Here is a 17,827-nt window from a genome sequence, read left to right as displayed (position 1 = left end):
AAAAAACTTCCTATTACAACGGAAGCAATCCCAACAGAAAATTTCCGGACGGAAAAACGTTGGACTGTATTAAGGCTACTAGAGCTCTTAGATTTCTTCATTGAGCTTTTCCCTTTCTTAGTAAATTATTATTCGCTAGTGTATTTTACCACAAAAAAATTAATAAATATATGGTTAAACTAGATTTTCTCATATTTTATTGATAAATCAATTTATTCCATCGTTTCCAAGAATAACTGAACAGTCTAATTAAAGCCCCACATGGCATAACCAACTAATAACATCGAGGTTTCATCATTTTATAATTCCTTAATATCTCGATTCATACTTTCATCAAACAACCTGCTTACGCAAAAAGAGTGTTGATAGCCAGAACTATCAACACTCTTTTTTATGCTACTATCTCAAACAATTAGCTTATCTATCGAGATTACGGTTGCGCTTCTTTAGACTCTAAGTTATCCAAAATATACTGTAAGCCTTGAGATCGAGTTTCAACTGCCTGAGTCATTGCTTCAACATCTTTCTCGGTTGCTTCTGAGTCCTGCATCACTGATCGTGCATTCTGTAAAGTTGCTTGAGTCTTAATCACTTCATCCATTAAGCCCAAATTTCTCGCTTTATTAAGTTTTGCGATTAAGGACGACATCGCTGCTTGCAAAGCCGATTTATCCACTTGAGCTACTAAAAGACTGGCTAGATTCTCAGAATTGTTGACTAATTCCTGAACTTGTTGGGTGAGCGCATCAATATCTGCTTGCTCTGCCGCACCAGCTTTCCCCTTGAGGACTTGAGCTTGATTAGTGAGTGCTGTCAAACTTTCCTTAGCTTTAGCAAGTTCACTCTCAAAAGTTGCAACAGAGCTAGGGGTCTTATCATTCTTAGGTGTTGCTTCTATGTTAGCAAGCTGAGCCTGAGCAGCCTGCAATGAGGCATCTAAAGCTTTATAATCTAGCGTTTTTGATGGAGTTGGGGCTGGTTGCTGAGCCTTTAGCTTATACGTTAAATCTTCTATTAGGGCTTCAACTGCTTTCACCATTGCCGCTACATCTTTCTCAGTAGCATCTTGATCTTTAACCACTGAACGCGCATTTTGCAAAGTCGCTTGGGACTTAATCACTTCATCAATTAACCCTACGTTTTTAGCTTCTTTAACCAATTCTGCTAAAGCCGTCATCACCGTTTGTAATGGCGTCTTGTCTGCTTGAGCAATTAGGTTATCGGATAATTTAGATGTCTTATCAGCTAAGTTCTGAACTTGCTTAGTTAAATCGTTAATCGCTACTTGCTCAGTATTTTTAGGATTATCTTTGAGCTCTTGCGCTCTGCTAATCAGTGTGTCTAAATCCTTCTTAGCATTTGCTAATTCTTCCTCAAAAGCTTTCACTGACTTTGGAGTCTTATCGCTAAGTTTAACAGCCTCTAGATTAGCCACTTGCTTATTCGCTGCCTGTAAAGCAGCGTCTAAGTCTTTGAAATCTAGCGTTTTAGGTGGCTCTGGTGCTGGTGTTACACTTGAATTGGATTCTTCAGCAGATGCCTTTGATTCAGAAGTTTCACTTGCACTTGATTCCGCTGAAGACACTTTTGATTCAGATGTTTCACTTGCGCTTGATTCCGCTGAAGAAGCTTTTGATTCAGATGTTTCGCTTGCGCTTGATTCCGCTGAAGAAGCTTTTGATTCAGATGATTGACTTGCGCTTGATTCCTCTGAAGAGGCTTTCGATTCAGAGGATTGACTTGCGCTTGATTCCGCTGAAGAAGCCTTAGATTCAGTTGATTCACTAATCGCACCATCTACAGAAGCATTAGGTGCTACTTGCGCCAGCTCCTGAGCGGCAAAATACCCTACATATTCATATCCTTCTATCTGAACTTGAGGATTTGGCAAGGCTTGTCCCACTGGCGTTTGGAAACTTTGATTGAATTGTTCTAGCAATCGCGCTTGAGCTGCTTGTGAATCCGGCACCAATGCTACCTGTCCTGCTAAGGTCACAAGCATTAAGCTGGTCAGTGCTTTCTTCTTATCACGAACCAAGCCAACTGCAAATACAATCAAGGTCGCGCCTGCTGCAAGCCCCAACAAGGTGGATCCTTCACCAGTAACTGGTAATTGACGAGCACCTTGTTTTGCTTGATAGACAAAATAATAAACTTGATCCGCTTGGGCAATTTGACTAGGAGTGCCTGATTTGATTGCTTGACGTTGCGCCCAAGTTAACTCTTCAATCGCAAGGTATTGATATTGTGTCGTGACTTGTTTTGCCACTGAATGAGTGTTAGATGCTGGTGTAGTGGCCTGTGCATTCACAGCGGGACTAATCAATGCTGATGCAAAGAAACTCCCCACTACAACAGATGCAATACCAGCCGAAAATTTCCGGATGGAAAAGCGTTGAATTTGTTTAAGGCTGCTGGAATCCTTAAGTTTTTTCATTGTGTATTCCCTCTCTTTGATTATAATTTGTCGGTCATTTGTGTATTTTACCACACTATTTAGCAGAAAGATATACTAAAATTTGTTTTTCCCTATTATTCTCAAATCAGAAAGTAAAAGACTAGTTATAAAGAGCGTTCGACTAATCTTTAAGGCTCTAACTATAGTGTCATGCTCCATTAAGAATTAACACTATACCTATGTCATCATCTTGTAATAATAGTGGTTTTGATGCTCGATTTTTATTCATATATACAAATCACAAAAAAGCCATTTTGATGAATCAATCAAAATGGCTTCTGTAAAATTTACTATTTTGTCTTTTGGCTTTTCAAAATCCAATAACCCTTATCTCGGGTCACTAACTCAACATTCCCAAAGACTTCTTCCATAAAAGTTTCCATAGAAGGAGCGCCTTGTTTTTTCTGAATTACGAGCCATAATTCACCGCCAGGTCTTAAATTAGCCTGAGCTGAGCGTACGAATTGTTGGATGACCTGCTTACCGGCCCGAATAGGTGGGTTGGTCACCACAAAATCCGGTGCTTGACTAGCTTGCCATTGGCCTGCGTCAGCCAGTTGGTAGGCTGTATTCTCTACTCGATTGAGCTGGCTATTGGCCTGCGCCAACTGGTAGGCACGTTCATTAATCTCGACACCTGTCACTTGAGCTTGAGGATATAATTTCGCTAAAGCAATTGTGACCGGACCGTAGCCACTCCCCAGTTCTACTATTTGATAAGTTCCTGCAGGAACTGAATCTGCGAAAGCTTCCACTAACACCTTGGAACCATAGTCCATGCGCTGTTTAGAAAAGACGCCATTATCGGTCTGAAAGCTCAAAGTTAGGCCTGCCACACCATCTTGAATCTGGTATAAAGAATGCTGACTGGTGGGACTAGATTTAAAGTATTGTTCACTCATTATCTGCTGACACACTCCTCTATTTAAGCTGGATGGGAACTAATTAAGGTCAGCTTCCCTTCCAAACAAATTTCTGTAACACCGTGCGGCAAAATAAAGGAACTTGCCAAATCTAAGTCATAAGCGACACCGTCCAACCATAGTCGGCCTTGCCCTGCAATGACGGTTGCCAAGGTATAGGCATTATCCAGGCTTAAAGTAAGGCTATCCACGACTTCCCACTTGCTCACAGTGAAAAATTCATTTTCTAGGTACTGGATAACTTGGCTGTCACCAACTTGCTGAGTCTTGACTTGCAAGTGACGCTCTGGATCTGGATAGAAAGTGACATCCGCCGCCTGCTTAAGATGCAAATCACGGGGATTGCCTTGGGTATCACGACGATCATAGTCGTAGACACGATAAGTGGTATCAGAGCTCTGTTGTGTTTCCAGAATGACCACCCCTGCACCAATCGCATGAATGGTCCCTGCCGGCACATCAAAGAAGTCGCCCGCCTTAACTGGCACCTCCACTAAGAGGTCTGACCAACGCCCTGCCGCTACTAATTCTTCGAATTCTTGTCGCGATTGAGCCTTATGCCCATAAACAATCTTAGCTCCTGGCTCCGCAGAAATGACATACCAACATTCCGTCTTCCCAAGCTCCCCTTCATGTTCAAGTCCATAGGCATCATCAGGATGGACCTGCACAGAAAGCTCGGCTGCTGCATCTAGGATTTTAATTAAGAGAGGAAAGACAGTTTGACTAGGATTCCCAAATAATTCTGGATGCTCTCGATAGAGCTGATCTAGGCCCAGTCCTGCATATTCGGCAGGACTAATGACGGTCGACACCCCATTAGGGTGGGCACTAATACACCAAGCTTCCCCTACCGTGTCGCTAGGACCTTTGAGGCCAAATTCTAGTTCAAGTTTACGGCCACCCCATATCTTATCTTGTAACACAGGCTTTAAGAAAATCGGTTGTGTCATCTCGATCATCCTTTCTAAGCTAAATTTTCTCGCTTCTATCATACCATTTTTTGACGATTTCGTGGTACACTATTTATACGAGAATTATGACGAATTATGGAGGTTGCCGATGATTAAACTCTTTGCATCCGATATGGATGGGACCTTACTGAACCCAAACCATGTCATTAGCGACACTACCGCCCAAGCCATTCGAGACCTTCAAGCTCAATCGGATATTGAGTTTCTGATTGCTACCGGACGAGATTATCGGTCTGCTAAGTGGCTCCTAGATCAGCATCAACTGACCGCTCGCATCATTGCCGTCAATGGCGCTGCAACTTATGACGTTAAAGGAAATTTGGAGGATGTCTTCGCCCTTGATTTGGCCGATACCCAGACCCTTATCGAACGATTTGCTGTGCCTGAAACTCAGACTTTGGTGTCGCTCAAGTCTCTGAACGGTTATTATGTCAATGACCTGTCCCTCTATCGGCGACGCATGGAAGCTTTCCTAAATCGCGCCAAGGAAGCTGCTAGCGATGATAGTCTGGCCCAGATTGAACTCCACTTCAAGGAGCTTCAACCCCTTGAGGATTATCGCCCTGACTTGGATCCACCACTTAAGCTTATGCTGATTGACCGGCGCCCTGAAGTCTTAGAGTCTGCCCACCATTTCCTCAAGGACTTTGCCATTGACCTGACTTCTTCTGGCCCAGATAATTTAGAAATTACCAGTCTCAAGGCCCAAAAGGGCTTAGCAATTGAAGCCTACTGCCAGCACCATGGGTTCACTAAGCATCAAGTCCTAACCATTGGCGATTCGGCCAACGACCGCTCTATGCTAGCCATGTTCCCTAATAGTTATGCCATGGCTAACGCTAGTCAAGCCATTAAAGACTTAGCAAGCTATGAGGCCCCTAGCAATGCAGAAGACGGGGTAGCCCATACTATTTATCAACTTTTATCTAAGTTAGGATAACTTATAACTAAGTGTCCTAAAAATTTAGCTAGCTAAGATGGACTAGCAAGTGAAGCCTATATTTTCATATTATCCTACTATAATAAATAAAGCGAAAGGACTAAGGCGCTGCTTAAGCGGCACTCAGTTCTTTCGCTTTTGTCTATTTTCGAGGCAAATTCTTTATTTACCTAGAAATCATTGCTGCATTCTCCTGTTTCCAGATAGTCCTTGAGGTTATTAAAGCTGGTTTCCACCATGTTCTCTACTGCCTCATCGGTGTAGCTCCCCATGTGAGGGGTTAATAAGACCTTAGGATAGAGGTCAACCAATTTCTTAACCGCAGAATCGCTAATGTCTTGACCACGCAGGTCCTTGAAGAAGAATTGGCTCTCGTTCTCTAAGACATCTAAGCCTGCCCCAGCCAAATGGCCAGATTCGATGGCTTCAATGATGGCATCCACATCCTGCAACTCACCGCGCGCAGTGTTGACCAGAATGGCCCCTGGCTTCATCTTGCTGATGAATTCCTTGGTGATGACCTTGCCATTAGCTGGAATGTAAGGTGCGTGAATGGAAATCACGTCTGACTTAGCTAAGAGCTCATCCAGCTCTACTTGGGTGCAGATATGATCTACTCCTTCTTTTGGAAAGGCGTCGTAAGCTAAGACATTCGCGCCCAAGCCCTTGAAGAGCGTTGCGGTCGTCAAGCCAATCCGGCCAATCCCAACCACACCAACAGTACAGTTACGGATTTCCTTAGAAAACATTTGCTCGTGGACACGAAAATCTTGCTGACTAGTTAAGTGAGTTGTATAGGCGACATTCCGCAAGAGGGTCATGGCCAAGGTCAAAGCTAATTCGGCAATCGCATTAGGTGAGTAAAAAGGGACGTGTGCTAACTTGAAGCCCAATTGCCTAGCATAGGCAAGATCGATATGGTCGACACCTACTGTCCGCGTCAGGACATATTCTACTCCTAATTTTTTGTAGATATCTAAGACCTCCTTTGTAGCCCAGCAGTTACCACGCAAAATAACGGCCTGACAACCTTGAGCTAACCAAGCCTCTTCCGGACCCTTTAGGTAGTTGGGCACACAAACTAATTCATAACCAAACTTTTGATTGGCTAGGTCAAACACGGGTCTCTCGACATCACGAACACCATATGCTAGTACTTTCATTATTACTTTTGCTCCTTGCGCTTACTTCTTGAACGAAGTGGGGGATTTAATATTCCTATTTTAGCACAATGGAAAGCCGATGTTGATTAATTTTCATGAAAATGGATAATTTTGTTTCGTAAATGTTCGTAATCTCCTTGCCAAGACAAAAAACGCTCAAGGCCGGCCCTTTAGAAGGCTGGCTTGAGCGTTCATTTTTTATTAATTAGTCAGCTTGTTCATCCGCTTGCTTGGCTTGCTCTTTGCGCAACTTATTGCGCTTGCGGAGGCCTTGGAAGAAGGTCTTGAGCTTGTCGCTACACTGGGCTTCCAAAACTCCTCTAATCACTTGCGGTTGATGGTTGAAGCGGCTGTCTTCCAAGAGATTCATGAGGCTGCCGGCGCAGCCACCCTTGGGGTCACTAGCCCCGTAGACCACCTGATCCACCCGTGATAAGACTAGGGCGCCCGCACACATAGGGCAAGGTTCCAAGGTCACATAGAGGGTACAGCCCTCTAAGCGCCAGGCGCCTAGGGCTTGGTTGGCGGCTTCAATGGCCAGGAGTTCGGCGTGGGCCGTAGCCTGGTGGTTGACCTCCCGCAGATTGTAGGCTGAAGCCAGGAGGACGCCATCCTTAACTAAGAGGGCGCCAATGGGCACTTCGCCTAGGGCTTGGGCCTGGTCGGCCAGTTCTAGGGCCTGCTGCATCCAATATTCGTGCTGGGCCAAGTCGGTGGGCGCCAGTTGGCTTGCATCCATCATGGCCTCACCCCTTATGTTCCAGAGCCAGGTAGCTGACAATCAGATCCGTCAGATGTTGCAGGTTAAGCCCTGTCTCCTTGGTGTATTTGCTGAGGCGATAGGTCAAGGTATTACGATGAATATAGAGTTCATCGGCTGCCTGACTCAGGTTGCCCTGATGTTCAAAGAGGGCTCGCACCGTCGCCGCATAGTCTGGGTTGTGCTTGAGGACATCGTGCAGTCGATCCATAAAGGCATACTGCTTGGTCACTTCGCGCCCTACTAGGCGTAAGAGGACTGAGGTCAAGGGCACAATCTCTGGCTCCATAATCTGAGACAGAATACTGTGAACCAGACGCCGCTCATCTTGGAAATGGGCCACATAATCCTGATCCAACTTGGCTACTAGGCCGACGCAGCCCCGGGTCACCGTCTCAAAGTCAATGTCCAAGGTCTTAATAATGTCCACCAAGGCGCCAACGTGTTCCATACCCCGAAGGCAGACTAGCCAGCGATTGGCTTCATCCGGAATGACCACTTCAATGGCTTCCAGAGAATCTTCCAGGGTCTGCTGCCACAAGACAGGGTCGAAGGTCTCTGACTTGGCCTGCATAATCAAATAGATACAGACCAGACTGCCCCGCATTTGGCCTTCCAGTGGCTGACCTTCTAGGAGAAAGGCCCGCCAGGCCTGTTGATGTGGCGCTAAATCCACGACCGGCACCTGGGGGGTGGCCTTGGCCAAGCTCATCATAAGCAAGAGTTCTTCTTCCTTGCTAGTCAGGTCAGCCTGAGGAATGGCTAGGCCTTGATCCCCCAATTGGACAATCAGATAGCCGGGCAGCACCGCATCCGGTGCGACTGCTTGGGCCTGGGGATAGAGTCTTTGCAGTTGTTCAAACATGGGCTAGCTCCTGTCTTAGATTATTTAGGCTTTGGCTTTGGGCTTAGCTTTGGCCTTGCTTGAGCCAGCCTCATGGTCCTTGGCGGCAATATTGATCTTACCGGACCGGCCGCCAATGGTCACCGAGTCCCCGGTGACAATGCTGCCGCTAAGCAACAACTCACTGAGTTGGTCCTCAATTTGTTTTTGAATCGCGCGACGAATTGGACGCGCCCCGTATTCTGGGTCGAAGCCGGCTTCGGCGATAATGTCCACCGCGGTGTCGGTCACCCGAGCCTTGATGGCCAGTTCGCCTAGGCGCTTGATAATATCCTTAGTATGGAGCTTCACGATTTGGCGAATTTCTTCCTTAGTTAAGGAGTGGAAGACCACCGTTTCGTCAATCCGGTTGAGTAATTCCGGACGGAAAGAACGCTTGAGCTCTTCACGAATACGTTTTTCCATGGCCAGGTGGTCAGCGGTAAACTGCTTAGCCCCAAAACCGACGGATTTCTCATCCCGCAGGGCGGTTGCCCCTAGGTTAGAAGTCATGATAATGATGGTGTTGCGGAAATCGACTTGGCGGCCCTTGGAGTCAGTCAAATGTCCGTCGTCAAAGACTTGGAGCAGGATGTTAAAGACATCTGGGTGGGCCTTCTCGATTTCGTCCAGGAGAATGACAGAGTAAGGTTTTTGGCGCACCTTCTCGGTCAACTGGCCGCTTTCTTCATGGCCTACATAGCCTGGAGGCGAACCAATCAGGCGAGACACGGTGTGTTTCTCCATGTACTCGGACATGTCGACCCGAATCATATTGTCTTGGGAACCAAACATGGCTTGGGCCAAGGCCTTGGCCAATTCGGTCTTACCAACCCCGGTTGGTCCCAAGAAGAGGAAGGAACCAATTGGACGGCCTGGCGCCTTGAGGCCAGAACGAGCCCGGCGAATAGCGCGTGACACAGCGGACACGGCTTCCTCTTGGCCAATAACTCGTTGATGAAGCTCCCGCTCTAGGTTAACCAGACGTTGGCTTTCCTTCATGGCCATTTGGGTCACTGGGATGCCAGTTGACAGGGCCACGACTTGAGCCACTTGTTCTTCATCTACGACTAAATGTACTGGCTGGCCGGCCTGAGCCTGGGCTTTCTTGCGAGCCCGGGCTAGGCGTTTTTCCAGTTTTTGTTCGGCTTCGCGAAGGCTAGCTGCCTCTGGGAAGTTGCGGGCTAGCACGGCTTCTTCCTTATCTGACTGCAACTTGGCCATTTCCTTCTCGAGGGCGAAAAGGGGATCATGAGAGACGGCTTCTTCAATCCGAACCTTAGCGGCCGCTTCATCGATTAAATCGATGGCCTTATCAGGCAAGGAGCGTGACGTAATGTAGCGGACACTAAGTTTGACCGCCGCCTCAATGGCTTGGTCAGTAATGGTCACGACGTGGTGAACTTCATACTGGGTCTTGAGCCCTTGCAGAATCTGGATGGTTTCTTCAGGGGTTGGCTCGTCCACTTGCACCTTAGAGAAACGACGTTCCAAGGCCGCGTCTTTTTCAATGTATTTCTGGTATTCACTCAGGGTCGTCGCCCCAATGACTTGGATTTCACCCCGTGCCAGGGCTGGCTTGAGGATGTTGGCTGCATCAATAGCCCCTTCAGAGCCACCGGCCCCAATCAGGGTATGGAGCTCATCAATGAAGAGAATAACTTGGCCGTCGGCCATGACCTCTTCCACAATGCGCTTCATGCGCTCTTCGAACTCCCCCCGGTACTTGGTCCCAGCCACCAGGCTCCCCATATCTAACATCATGAGGCGTTTCTTGGCAATATCGGCCGGCACGTCGCCTGACACGATGTGTTGGGCTAGGCCTTCTGCCAAGGCCGTCTTACCTACCCCAGGGTCCCCGACTAGGACAGGGTTATTCTTCTTACGACGGCTGATGATTTGCAGCATGCGTTGGACTTCCTTCTCGCGGCCCACCACTGGGTCCATCTGGCCTTGCTTGGCCATTTGAGTCAGGTTGCGGGCAAAGGAGTCCAAGGTTGGCGTCTTGCTTGGCGCAGTCTCGCTGGCTTTCTGGGTCCGCGCTTGAGGCTTGCTTTGGCCTATTGGCATCTTATCAATGCCGATAGCTTGGTAGACGGCTTTTTTAAGGGCGTCTAAGTCGACGTCTAGATTGCGTAAGATTAAGGTCGCCAGGATTTCTTGTGGCAGCATGGCTAATAGGAGGTGCTCAGTCCCAATTTGGCGTGCGCCCAAGCGCTTAGCTGTATTGGAGGCATCCATGATATTTTTCTTGGCGCGCGGCGAATAAGGTAGGGTGACTTCCCCCCGCGGCATAGGCGCCTCTACATCGCCGTGGATGGCCCGCAACTCGTTGAGAATTAGTTCCGGGGTCACGCCAAATTCACGGAGAATGACGCCGGCAATCCCACGTTCTTCGCGGGCTAGACCAATCAAGATATGCTCGGTCCCAATAGCTGAATGGCGCAATTGGTAGGTAGCCTCAGCCGCCATGATCATGACTTGATGGGCGCTCTCGGTAAATAGTTCTTCAAACATCGCGTCTTCACTCCTTTTCTTAATAGCTGTATTTGAGTTGTTGCAAAAAGGTCTTGAGCAATTGGGCGCGAGCCGCCTGTTCCTGCTCACTGATTTGATGAAGGACGGATTTTTCAATCACGGACAGGATTAAGGTCCCCTCGCGGTTGGTAATCAGGCCCTTGCCAATCAAATTCTCAATCATATGAATGCCGTTGCGTTGGCTAATCTTATCGCCCACTAATTCTATCAGCTGATCAATCAGGGCTGCCTCGTCGGCCAATTCAATCTTGAGAATGCGGATATAGCCACCACCACCCCGCTTACTTTCGACCAGGTAGCCGTGCTCCTGGGTAAAGCGGGTCTTAATGACATAGTTAATTTGTGACGGGACACAGTCGAAGTGCTCCGCGATGTCACTACGTTTGATTTCGACATGCTCTTGGTGCTTGAGGAATTCCTTCAGGTAGGCCTCAATGATGTCGGTCATATTGCGGCTTGACATGTTACCCCTCCTTACATTGACTTTCTTTGACTATTGTACACCAAATCAGACCTTTTGCCAACCTAATTGCTTGACCTAGGGCTAAAGAAAAAGGAGCCTGAGGCCCCTTTTATATAAATGATTATATATTTGCTTTTTCATAAGTGGCCGGGGCCAAATCCCGGTCTGACAGGCTTTTTCCGGCAAAAGACGAACGTTTCCGGCTTATTTTTGACTTTTTCTGTTCGCGACTCCCAAAAAGCCAGAATTTTTGCCCTCTCAAACCCTATTTAATAGTGTAACTATTAAATAGGCTTAAGCCTCTTGGGACAGGTAGGCCACCAAGGCATCCAAGTCGCTACCCAGCTGCTGATCCAGCAGCTGGTGACGGGCCAAGGCCTCATAACCATCCCGGCCTCGTCCTAAGAAGTCGTTGGTCACCAGCTGATAAGTGGCCTCAGGGTCCAGTCCCTTGACTGCCTCTTCAAGCTCTAAGGGCTGGCCTTGACTGTCAATCATACGAGGATAGTGGCCGGATTCCAGCGCCTCCTTGAGGTCGGCCCCCGTCACTTCCAGGACCCAGAGCTGGCAGCCAAAGGGCAGAATGGCCAGGGCCTCCTCATAGGTCACCGGCCCCTGATCCAGACTGGCGCGGACGCCTCGCCCATTAATGAGGCTAAAGTCCACTTGCCAGCCCTTAGCCCGAGCAGCTGCCGCATAGGCCCGGCAGACCAATTGGCTGAGATTGGTATGGCCCTGACTCAGGGCCTCCCGACTGCCATCCAGGGCCTGGCGACTTTGGCCAATGACTTGGCTAATTCGCGCCTGGGCCTGGCTTTGCCAGATTTTGAGTTCCTTGGCTACCGGACGGGCAACCTTGGCATAATGACTTAAATCATGTAGTTGGTAGTGGCCTAGCTGGTGGCTGCCATCCGGATGGAGCCAGAGACTGAGTTCGCCCAGCAGACGACCATAGTAGCCAGCCTGCACCACCAAGGTCTGGCCTACTAGGGCGGGTTGCTCTGTCACCGTATGGGTATGGCCTCCGATGATGGCGGCAAAGTCTGGCACTTCTTGGGCCAAAGCCAGGTCCGTCTCATAACCCAGATGGCTTAAGAGAACAAAGTGGCTTGCCCCAGCCTGACGGGCCAAGGCCAGATTCCGTTCTAAGGCCAGACGAGGCTCTTCAAAGCCAATCAGCTCCCCTGGCGAAGAATTATCCAAGGTTTCCAGGGTTGTGGCTGCTAGGATAGCCAGTCGGACACCGTCCGCCAGGTCATAGAGGCGGTAAGGCGCCACTTGTTGCGCCGCCAAATCAGCCAAAGCCGGCTCCCGGCTAAAGTCCAGGTTACTGGACACAAAGGGCACCCTAGCTTGGGCCAGATAGGAGGCCAAAAAGCTAGGTCCCATATCAAATTCATGGTTGCCAAAAGTGACCGCATCATAACCCAACTGGTTCAAGAGGGCAATTTCCGCCTGGCCGGCGAAGAGCTGGAAGTAAGGGCCACCCACAAAGAGGTCCCCAGCCCCCAGCAACAAGCTGGCTTGATACTGTGCTCGCAGGCCTTTAATCAGATGGGCGCGCTGGCTAAATAAATCCAGATAGGAATGGGTGTCATTGGTATGGAGTATGCCGAGTTTTACAGCTTGCATGAATCAATCGCTTCTTTCTGCCTAGGCCTGCTCTTGTTGGGCGGCCTGGCGTTTGAGTAAGGTCTCGAAGAGGAGGGTTCCGGCCAGGTTGAGCATGAGCCGGGACCGAATCTTCTTGCGCGCCTTAGGCGCATCATAAATCTGAATCAGTTGATCACTGAGTTTGGCCAAAGGATGATGGGTCAGGCTGGTAATGGCCACAATATGGGTCCCCTTTTGGCGAGCCTTAAGCAAGGTCTCATTGACCGTCTTGTTGGCCCCGCCTAGGGAGAAGACCACGATGACATCTTCTTTGGTGGCAATATCAGGAATGCGTTCAATACTATACTGTTCGAAGAAGTCATTGGCCCAGACATCAATGAGCTTGAGCTTACGGTTAAAGTCAGACATGGGCATATAGCTAGACCCAATCCCCACGCAGAAGACCCGACGCGCCGCCAAGACCCGATCGGCCACCGACTCGAAATCGGCCTGGGCTAATAGGGCCATGGTCCGTTGGAACTCGTCCGTCAATTGGGCCTTCATCAAGTCAAAGTGACTGGCCTCCAGATGATGGGACTCCTGATTGGACTCCTTACTACGGCGCAGGTCATACTTGAGTTCATTGAAGGTAGCATAGCCTAACTTCTTGCCTGCCCGCACAATAGTCGAAGCTGATAAATGCAGGGCCGCCCCAATAGACTTAAGGGTCTGGGCCTCGATATTGTCCTGCTTCATGAGATAGTCGATGACTTCCTGTTCATAGACCGATAATTCTTCATAGTGAGCCTTTAGATTGACGAAAAACATGTCATCCCTCCTGATCCCCTAAGGGTTTACATTTCTATTGTACCACAGCGGGGAGCCACCACAAAATTTAGAGGTAATTTTACCTCTTGGAGTCAATTTTATCTTCCTTGGGAACTTTTTAGCACATTTTACTAAAGCGTTTGCTTTTTTGCTAGAATAGACTTATCAAATTATGAAGGAGCGACTAGCAATGAGTCAAAAAAACAAATTTGTTTATGCCTTTGAGCAGTTTGGCCGATCCTTCCTCTTACCTGTTTCGGTCTTGCCAGGGGCCGGGATTATTAAGGGGATTGGGACTGCCTTTTCTAACTCAGATACCTTGAAGATGTTCCCTGTTCTTCAGAACCAAATCTTCCAATTCATTATGAAATTCTTTATTACTTTAGGGGACACAGCCTTCAACAACCTACCTATTATCTTCGCTGTCGGCGTCGCCGTTGGTTTAGCCAAACGCGAAAAAGGTTCTGCTGCCCTATCTGGGGTACTCGGTTTTATCGTCTTACACTCCGTCCTCAACTTCCTCCTAGTCCAAAGCCATCGCTTGGTGGACACCAGCAAGTTATCCAGCGCTGAAGCTAAACTAGCTATGGCTAATGCCATGCAGACTAAGGTCATGGGGATTCAAACCCTGGACCTCAGCGTCTTCGGGGGGATTATCGTCGGGGTCGTGGTCTTCTTCGTTCACCGTTGGGCGGTTAAGAAACAATTACCTGCCCTAATCGGCTTCTTCAGTGGCCCACGTTTCGTACCGATTGTAACCATCGTTGCCATGGCCTTTGTCTCTGTTATCCTCTTCTTTATCTGGCCACCAATCCAACAAGGGATTTCGATTTTGTCCGTCTTCATCCTCAAATCTGGTCCGCTAGGTACCTTCCTCTACGGGCTAGTTGAACGGGCACTCCTACCATTTGGTCTCCACCACGGGCTTAACTGGCCAGTACGCACCACTGAATTAGGTGGGACCTGGACCATCAATGGCGAACGCGTTGTAGGTACCATCAATGCCTACCTAGCTTCCCTTGCGGATCCTAACATCACTTCAATCGACCCATCCATTACCCGTTTCAACGGCGGGAAGTTCGTTTACTTCATGTTTGGTTTATCTGGGGCTGCCTACGCTATGTACAAGACAGCCGATCCTAAGAAACGTAAAGTCGTAGGTTCTCTGCTCTTCGCAGCTGCTGGTACTGCCTTCTTAACCGGGATTACCGAACCAATTGAATTTACCTTCCTCTTCGTTGCCCCAATCCTCTATGTTGCCCACGCCTTCATGGCGGGTGCTGCCTTATTGGTAATGCACCTCTTAGGTGCTGGGGTGGCAACCCCAACCGGTCACGGTTTTATCAACTTAATCATCTATGGCGTCCTACAAGGGCCTAAGACCCACTGGTGGTTAGTCTTCATCGTCGGCGTACCTTGCTTCATCCTATACTACTATGTCTTCCGCTTGCTCATCCTTAAATTCAACTTGAAGACACCAGGTCGTGAAGATAGCGATGAAGTCAAACTTTCAAGCAAGAAAGAAGCGCGCGAAAAACTGGGTGTTACCATTAACCAAGTCGGCCAAGACAACAGTAACAATGACTTACACCCTGAAGACCAAGCCCTGCTAAACTCAGGCACTGCCATGAAGACCATTCCTGACAGTCCCGAAGGTATCTATCAACAAGCCCTGGGCTTGATTGCCGCTCACGGTGGCCCTGACAACATTGAAGAAGTCAACGCCTGCATCACCCGCCTGCGGATTAATGTCAAAGACAAAACCCAAGTAGATAAAGACACCATCGTTCACCAACTAGGTGCCCTAGGCTTCGCCGAAAACGACATGCAAATGCAATCCATCTATGGGGCCCACGCCAATGTCTTGAAAATGGAGATCCAAGACATCCTCGGCATGGAGGAATAAGTCATGCGTAACCTCTTTGTGACAGACTTAGATGGTACCTTCGTCAAGGATTCTGTCACGGTCAATGCAGCTGATTTGGCGGCCTACCATACCGCCAAAGAGCTGGGCGACTTCTCCATCGCCACTGGCCGCTCCCTGGCAGAGATCCAGTACATTGTCCAAGGCAATGACCTCGATGTCACGCATATGATTGGCTTCAATGGGGCAGTTGTTACTCGCTATGCCCAACTCCTGGCCGAGCATCACTTACCTGAAGACGTTACCCCCAAGCTACTGGCTTATTTCAAGGAGCACAAGTTAATCTTTGATGCCCTAGACGGTCAACGTCGCATTGGTAACTTCGACCACGAGCATAAGCAACGGCTCTGGAATATGCCTTTGATTTGCTTGCCAGATCCTTATCCGGCCTTAGAAGGTCATCGCCTCTACAAGGTCAATGTCCGCCCAAGTGCTGAGACCGCCGACTTCTACCTAGCTGACCTGCAAGCCAAGTTTCCTCAACTGGCTACCTATAAATCAGGCTCTACGCGGCTAGAAGTAACGGCCCAAGGGGTCTCCAAGGCCTCCGGCTTAGCCATCATCCGGTCTGACTATGACCGCCTGGTAGTCTTTGGCGACTCAGGCAATGACAGCGACATGTTCGCAGTGGCTGACATCTCCTATTGTATGGATCATGCCCCAGTCGAGGTTCAAGCCCAAGCCACGCATGTGGTAGCTAGCTTCGCTGACGCCATGGCCCATTTCCAAGCACACTATCTATAAAGCCTTAACACCCGCCTCACTTCCTTCACTTCCGCGGGTATAAGAAAACGGCAGCTAGCCCTTACTGGGTTGGCTGCCTTTTTTGCTCTCCCTATCTATCAATCTATCTATTGATAGATAGGGTCTGAAGCCCCCTTTTTTACGTGCTGATTTAGTCACAACTTTTCAACTACTCCTCTATTTCCTGGCCCGACCCAACAAAAAAAGAGGACGGGAATGACTCCCATCCTCTCTAGCTTATTGTAAGTCCAAGGATACTTCCACTGTCTGCACAGGCACATCATAGTAAGGATCTTCCCGGCGGCCTAGGTAATCCTTGGCTTGTTGTGGGAAGAGGGCATACATGAGCACATCCTCGTCAGACTTAGCGTAGTCCTTAATTTCTTCCCGCAATTCTGATAATTGCGGCTCAATCAAGTCAGCAGGTCTTACCGTTACGACTTCTGCGTCCCCAATGATGGTTTGCTTGACTTCTGGATCAATCTTGGCTGGCGCTTGACCATAGTGTCCTAAGACATAGTCCTTGATTTCCTTAGGCACCATCTTGTAGCGTTGACCAGAGATAACGTTCATCACCGCCTGGGTCCCTACCATTTGTGATAATGGCGTTACCAGTGGTGGATAACCTAAATCAGCCCGCACTTTTGGTACTTCAGCTAACACTTGATCGTACTTGTCAGCCAAACCTTGTTCAGTTAATTGGCTGAGTAAGTTGGATAACATACCGCCAGGCACTTGATAAATCAAGGTCTTAGGTTCGGTGTCCTTAACCTTAGGATTGAGAATACCTTCAGCCCGGAACTTGTCGCGGATACCATTGAAGTAAGCCGCTACCGCTTCTACTTCTTTCATATCCACGCCTGTCTTGAAGCCTAAGTCTTCTAAGGCTAAGACCATAGATTCTGTCGCTGGCTGGCTAGTCCCGCCAGAGAAGGATGACAAGGCTGTGTCGATAATGTCGGCCCCGGCTTCTGCTACCTTGAGGTAGGTCATCTCAGAAATCCCGCTAGTTGCATGGGTGTGGACTTCCAAAGGTAAATCTACCTTATCCTTGATACGGCTAACCAATTCATAACCCGCTTGCGGTGTTAGCACCCCTGCCATATCCTTGATACAGATAGAATCTGCCCCGAATTTGGCCATGCGTCCTACCAAGTCCACATAGTAGTCTAGGGTGTGGACTGGACTAGTGGTGTAGGAGATAGCTGTTTGAGCCAAGCCCCCTGCTTCCTTGGTTGCTTCAATCGAAGTCTGTAGGTTGCGCACATCGTTCAAGGCATCGAAGATACGGATAATATCAATCCCATTTTCGACTGATTTTTGCACGAAGAGCTTCACTACATCGTCCGCATAGTTACGGTAACCTAGCAGGTTTTGACCCCGCAAGAGCATTTGTAACTTGGTGTTTTTGACCGCTGCGCGAATTTGACGCAGACGTTCCCAAGGATCTTCATTTAAGAAGCGGATGCAAGAGTCAAAGGTCGCACCGCCCCATACTTCTAGGGCATGGAAGCCCGCTTGATCCAGGGTTTTCAAAATTGGCAACATATCTTCCGTTGTCATACGAGTGGCAATTTGGCTTTGTTGGCCATCCCGTAAAACTGTTTCAGTGATACGAATTAATTTGCTCATAGTT

14 protein-coding genes and 1 pseudogene are annotated in these 17,827 nt (G+C 48.5%); 3 read left to right on the top strand and 12 right to left on the bottom strand.

All coding sequences use genetic code 11. From position 1 onward, the window contains the following. Nucleotides 1-14: 14 nt before the first annotated feature. The 4 genes and pseudogenes from V7R82_RS09610 to V7R82_RS00360 all read right to left on the bottom strand — a co-directional run. Nucleotides 15-101, bottom strand: a pseudogene (locus tag V7R82_RS09610) (YSIRK-type signal peptide-containing protein); the annotation flags it as partial. Between the two features lie 329 nt (nt 102-430). Further along, entirely contained in the window at nt 431-2,437 is a 2,007-nt protein-coding gene (locus tag V7R82_RS00370) for a YSIRK-type signal peptide-containing protein (RefSeq protein WP_338542785.1), read from the bottom strand. 311 nt (nt 2,438-2,748) lie between these two features. Then, nucleotides 2,749-3,360: a class I SAM-dependent methyltransferase gene (locus V7R82_RS00365; RefSeq protein WP_338542783.1), complete on the bottom strand. Its 612-nt coding sequence runs from the start codon at nt 3,358-3,360 to the stop codon at nt 2,749-2,751. Nucleotides 3,361-3,383: 23 nt separating this feature from the next. Beyond that, nucleotides 3,384-4,334 (bottom strand): type I phosphomannose isomerase catalytic subunit, encoded by a 951-nt coding sequence (locus tag V7R82_RS00360; RefSeq protein WP_314065188.1) that lies wholly within the window; start codon nt 4,332-4,334, stop codon nt 3,384-3,386. Between the two features lie 109 nt (nt 4,335-4,443). On the opposite strand from V7R82_RS00360, the gene V7R82_RS00355 reads away from it, so the two are divergent. Then, on the top strand, nt 4,444-5,295 hold the full coding sequence (locus tag V7R82_RS00355; protein WP_311466200.1) for an HAD family hydrolase: 852 nt from the start codon (nt 4,444-4,446) through the stop codon (nt 5,293-5,295). A gap of 170 nt (nt 5,296-5,465) precedes the next feature. On the opposite strand, the gene V7R82_RS00350 is transcribed toward V7R82_RS00355, so the two are convergent. The 7 genes from V7R82_RS00350 to V7R82_RS00320 form a co-directional block, all read right to left on the bottom strand. Further along, nucleotides 5,466-6,458 (bottom strand): 2-hydroxyacid dehydrogenase, encoded by a 993-nt coding sequence (locus tag V7R82_RS00350; RefSeq protein WP_314065185.1) that lies wholly within the window; start codon nt 6,456-6,458, stop codon nt 5,466-5,468. Between the two features lie 205 nt (nt 6,459-6,663). Beyond that, nucleotides 6,664-7,200 carry a tRNA adenosine(34) deaminase TadA gene (gene tadA / locus V7R82_RS00345; RefSeq protein ID WP_252477769.1) on the bottom strand — a complete coding sequence of 179 codons (537 nt, stop codon included), beginning with the start codon at nt 7,198-7,200 and terminating at the stop codon, nt 6,664-6,666. A gap of 4 nt (nt 7,201-7,204) precedes the next feature. Then, complete coding sequence (locus V7R82_RS00340; RefSeq protein WP_023391540.1) at nt 7,205-8,083, bottom strand: PucR family transcriptional regulator; 879 nt, start codon at nt 8,081-8,083, stop codon at nt 7,205-7,207. Nucleotides 8,084-8,107: 24 nt separating this feature from the next. Then, complete coding sequence (locus V7R82_RS00335) at nt 8,108-10,618, bottom strand: ATP-dependent Clp protease ATP-binding subunit (protein ID WP_338542775.1); 2,511 nt, start codon at nt 10,616-10,618, stop codon at nt 8,108-8,110. 19 nt (nt 10,619-10,637) lie between these two features. Beyond that, a complete protein-coding gene (locus tag V7R82_RS00330) occupies nt 10,638-11,102 on the bottom strand; it encodes a CtsR family transcriptional regulator (RefSeq protein WP_035364070.1) in 465 nt (154 codons plus the stop codon). A 294-nt stretch (nt 11,103-11,396) separates the two neighbouring features. Then, nucleotides 11,397-12,734 carry a bifunctional UDP-sugar hydrolase/5'-nucleotidase gene (locus V7R82_RS00325; protein ID WP_338542772.1) on the bottom strand — a complete coding sequence of 446 codons (1,338 nt, stop codon included), beginning with the start codon at nt 12,732-12,734 and terminating at the stop codon, nt 11,397-11,399. Nucleotides 12,735-12,755: 21 nt separating this feature from the next. After that, nucleotides 12,756-13,523, bottom strand: coding sequence for a MurR/RpiR family transcriptional regulator (locus V7R82_RS00320; protein WP_291453775.1), 768 nt, complete (start codon nt 13,521-13,523; stop codon nt 12,756-12,758). A gap of 190 nt (nt 13,524-13,713) precedes the next feature. On the opposite strand from V7R82_RS00320, the gene V7R82_RS00315 reads away from it, so the two are divergent. Together V7R82_RS00315 and V7R82_RS00310 are read left to right on the top strand one after the other, a co-directional pair. Continuing rightward, entirely contained in the window at nt 13,714-15,429 is a 1,716-nt protein-coding gene (locus V7R82_RS00315; protein ID WP_338542769.1) for a PTS transporter subunit EIIC, read from the top strand. 3 nt (nt 15,430-15,432) lie between these two features. Then, nucleotides 15,433-16,191 (top strand): HAD-IIB family hydrolase, encoded by a 759-nt coding sequence (locus tag V7R82_RS00310; protein ID WP_338542767.1) that lies wholly within the window; start codon nt 15,433-15,435, stop codon nt 16,189-16,191. Nucleotides 16,192-16,428: 237 nt separating this feature from the next. Here the strand turns inward: V7R82_RS00310 and V7R82_RS00305 are convergent, their stop codons facing one another. After that, nucleotides 16,429-17,823 (bottom strand): oxaloacetate decarboxylase subunit alpha, encoded by a 1,395-nt coding sequence (locus tag V7R82_RS00305; protein WP_338542765.1) that lies wholly within the window; start codon nt 17,821-17,823, stop codon nt 16,429-16,431. Nucleotides 17,824-17,827: the final 4 nt, after the last annotated feature.

Source organism: Abiotrophia defectiva ATCC 49176 (assembly GCF_037041345.1).
Lineage (GTDB): Bacteria > Bacillota > Bacilli > Lactobacillales > Aerococcaceae > Abiotrophia.
This window is presented reverse-complemented; position numbering and strand designations above follow the sequence as displayed.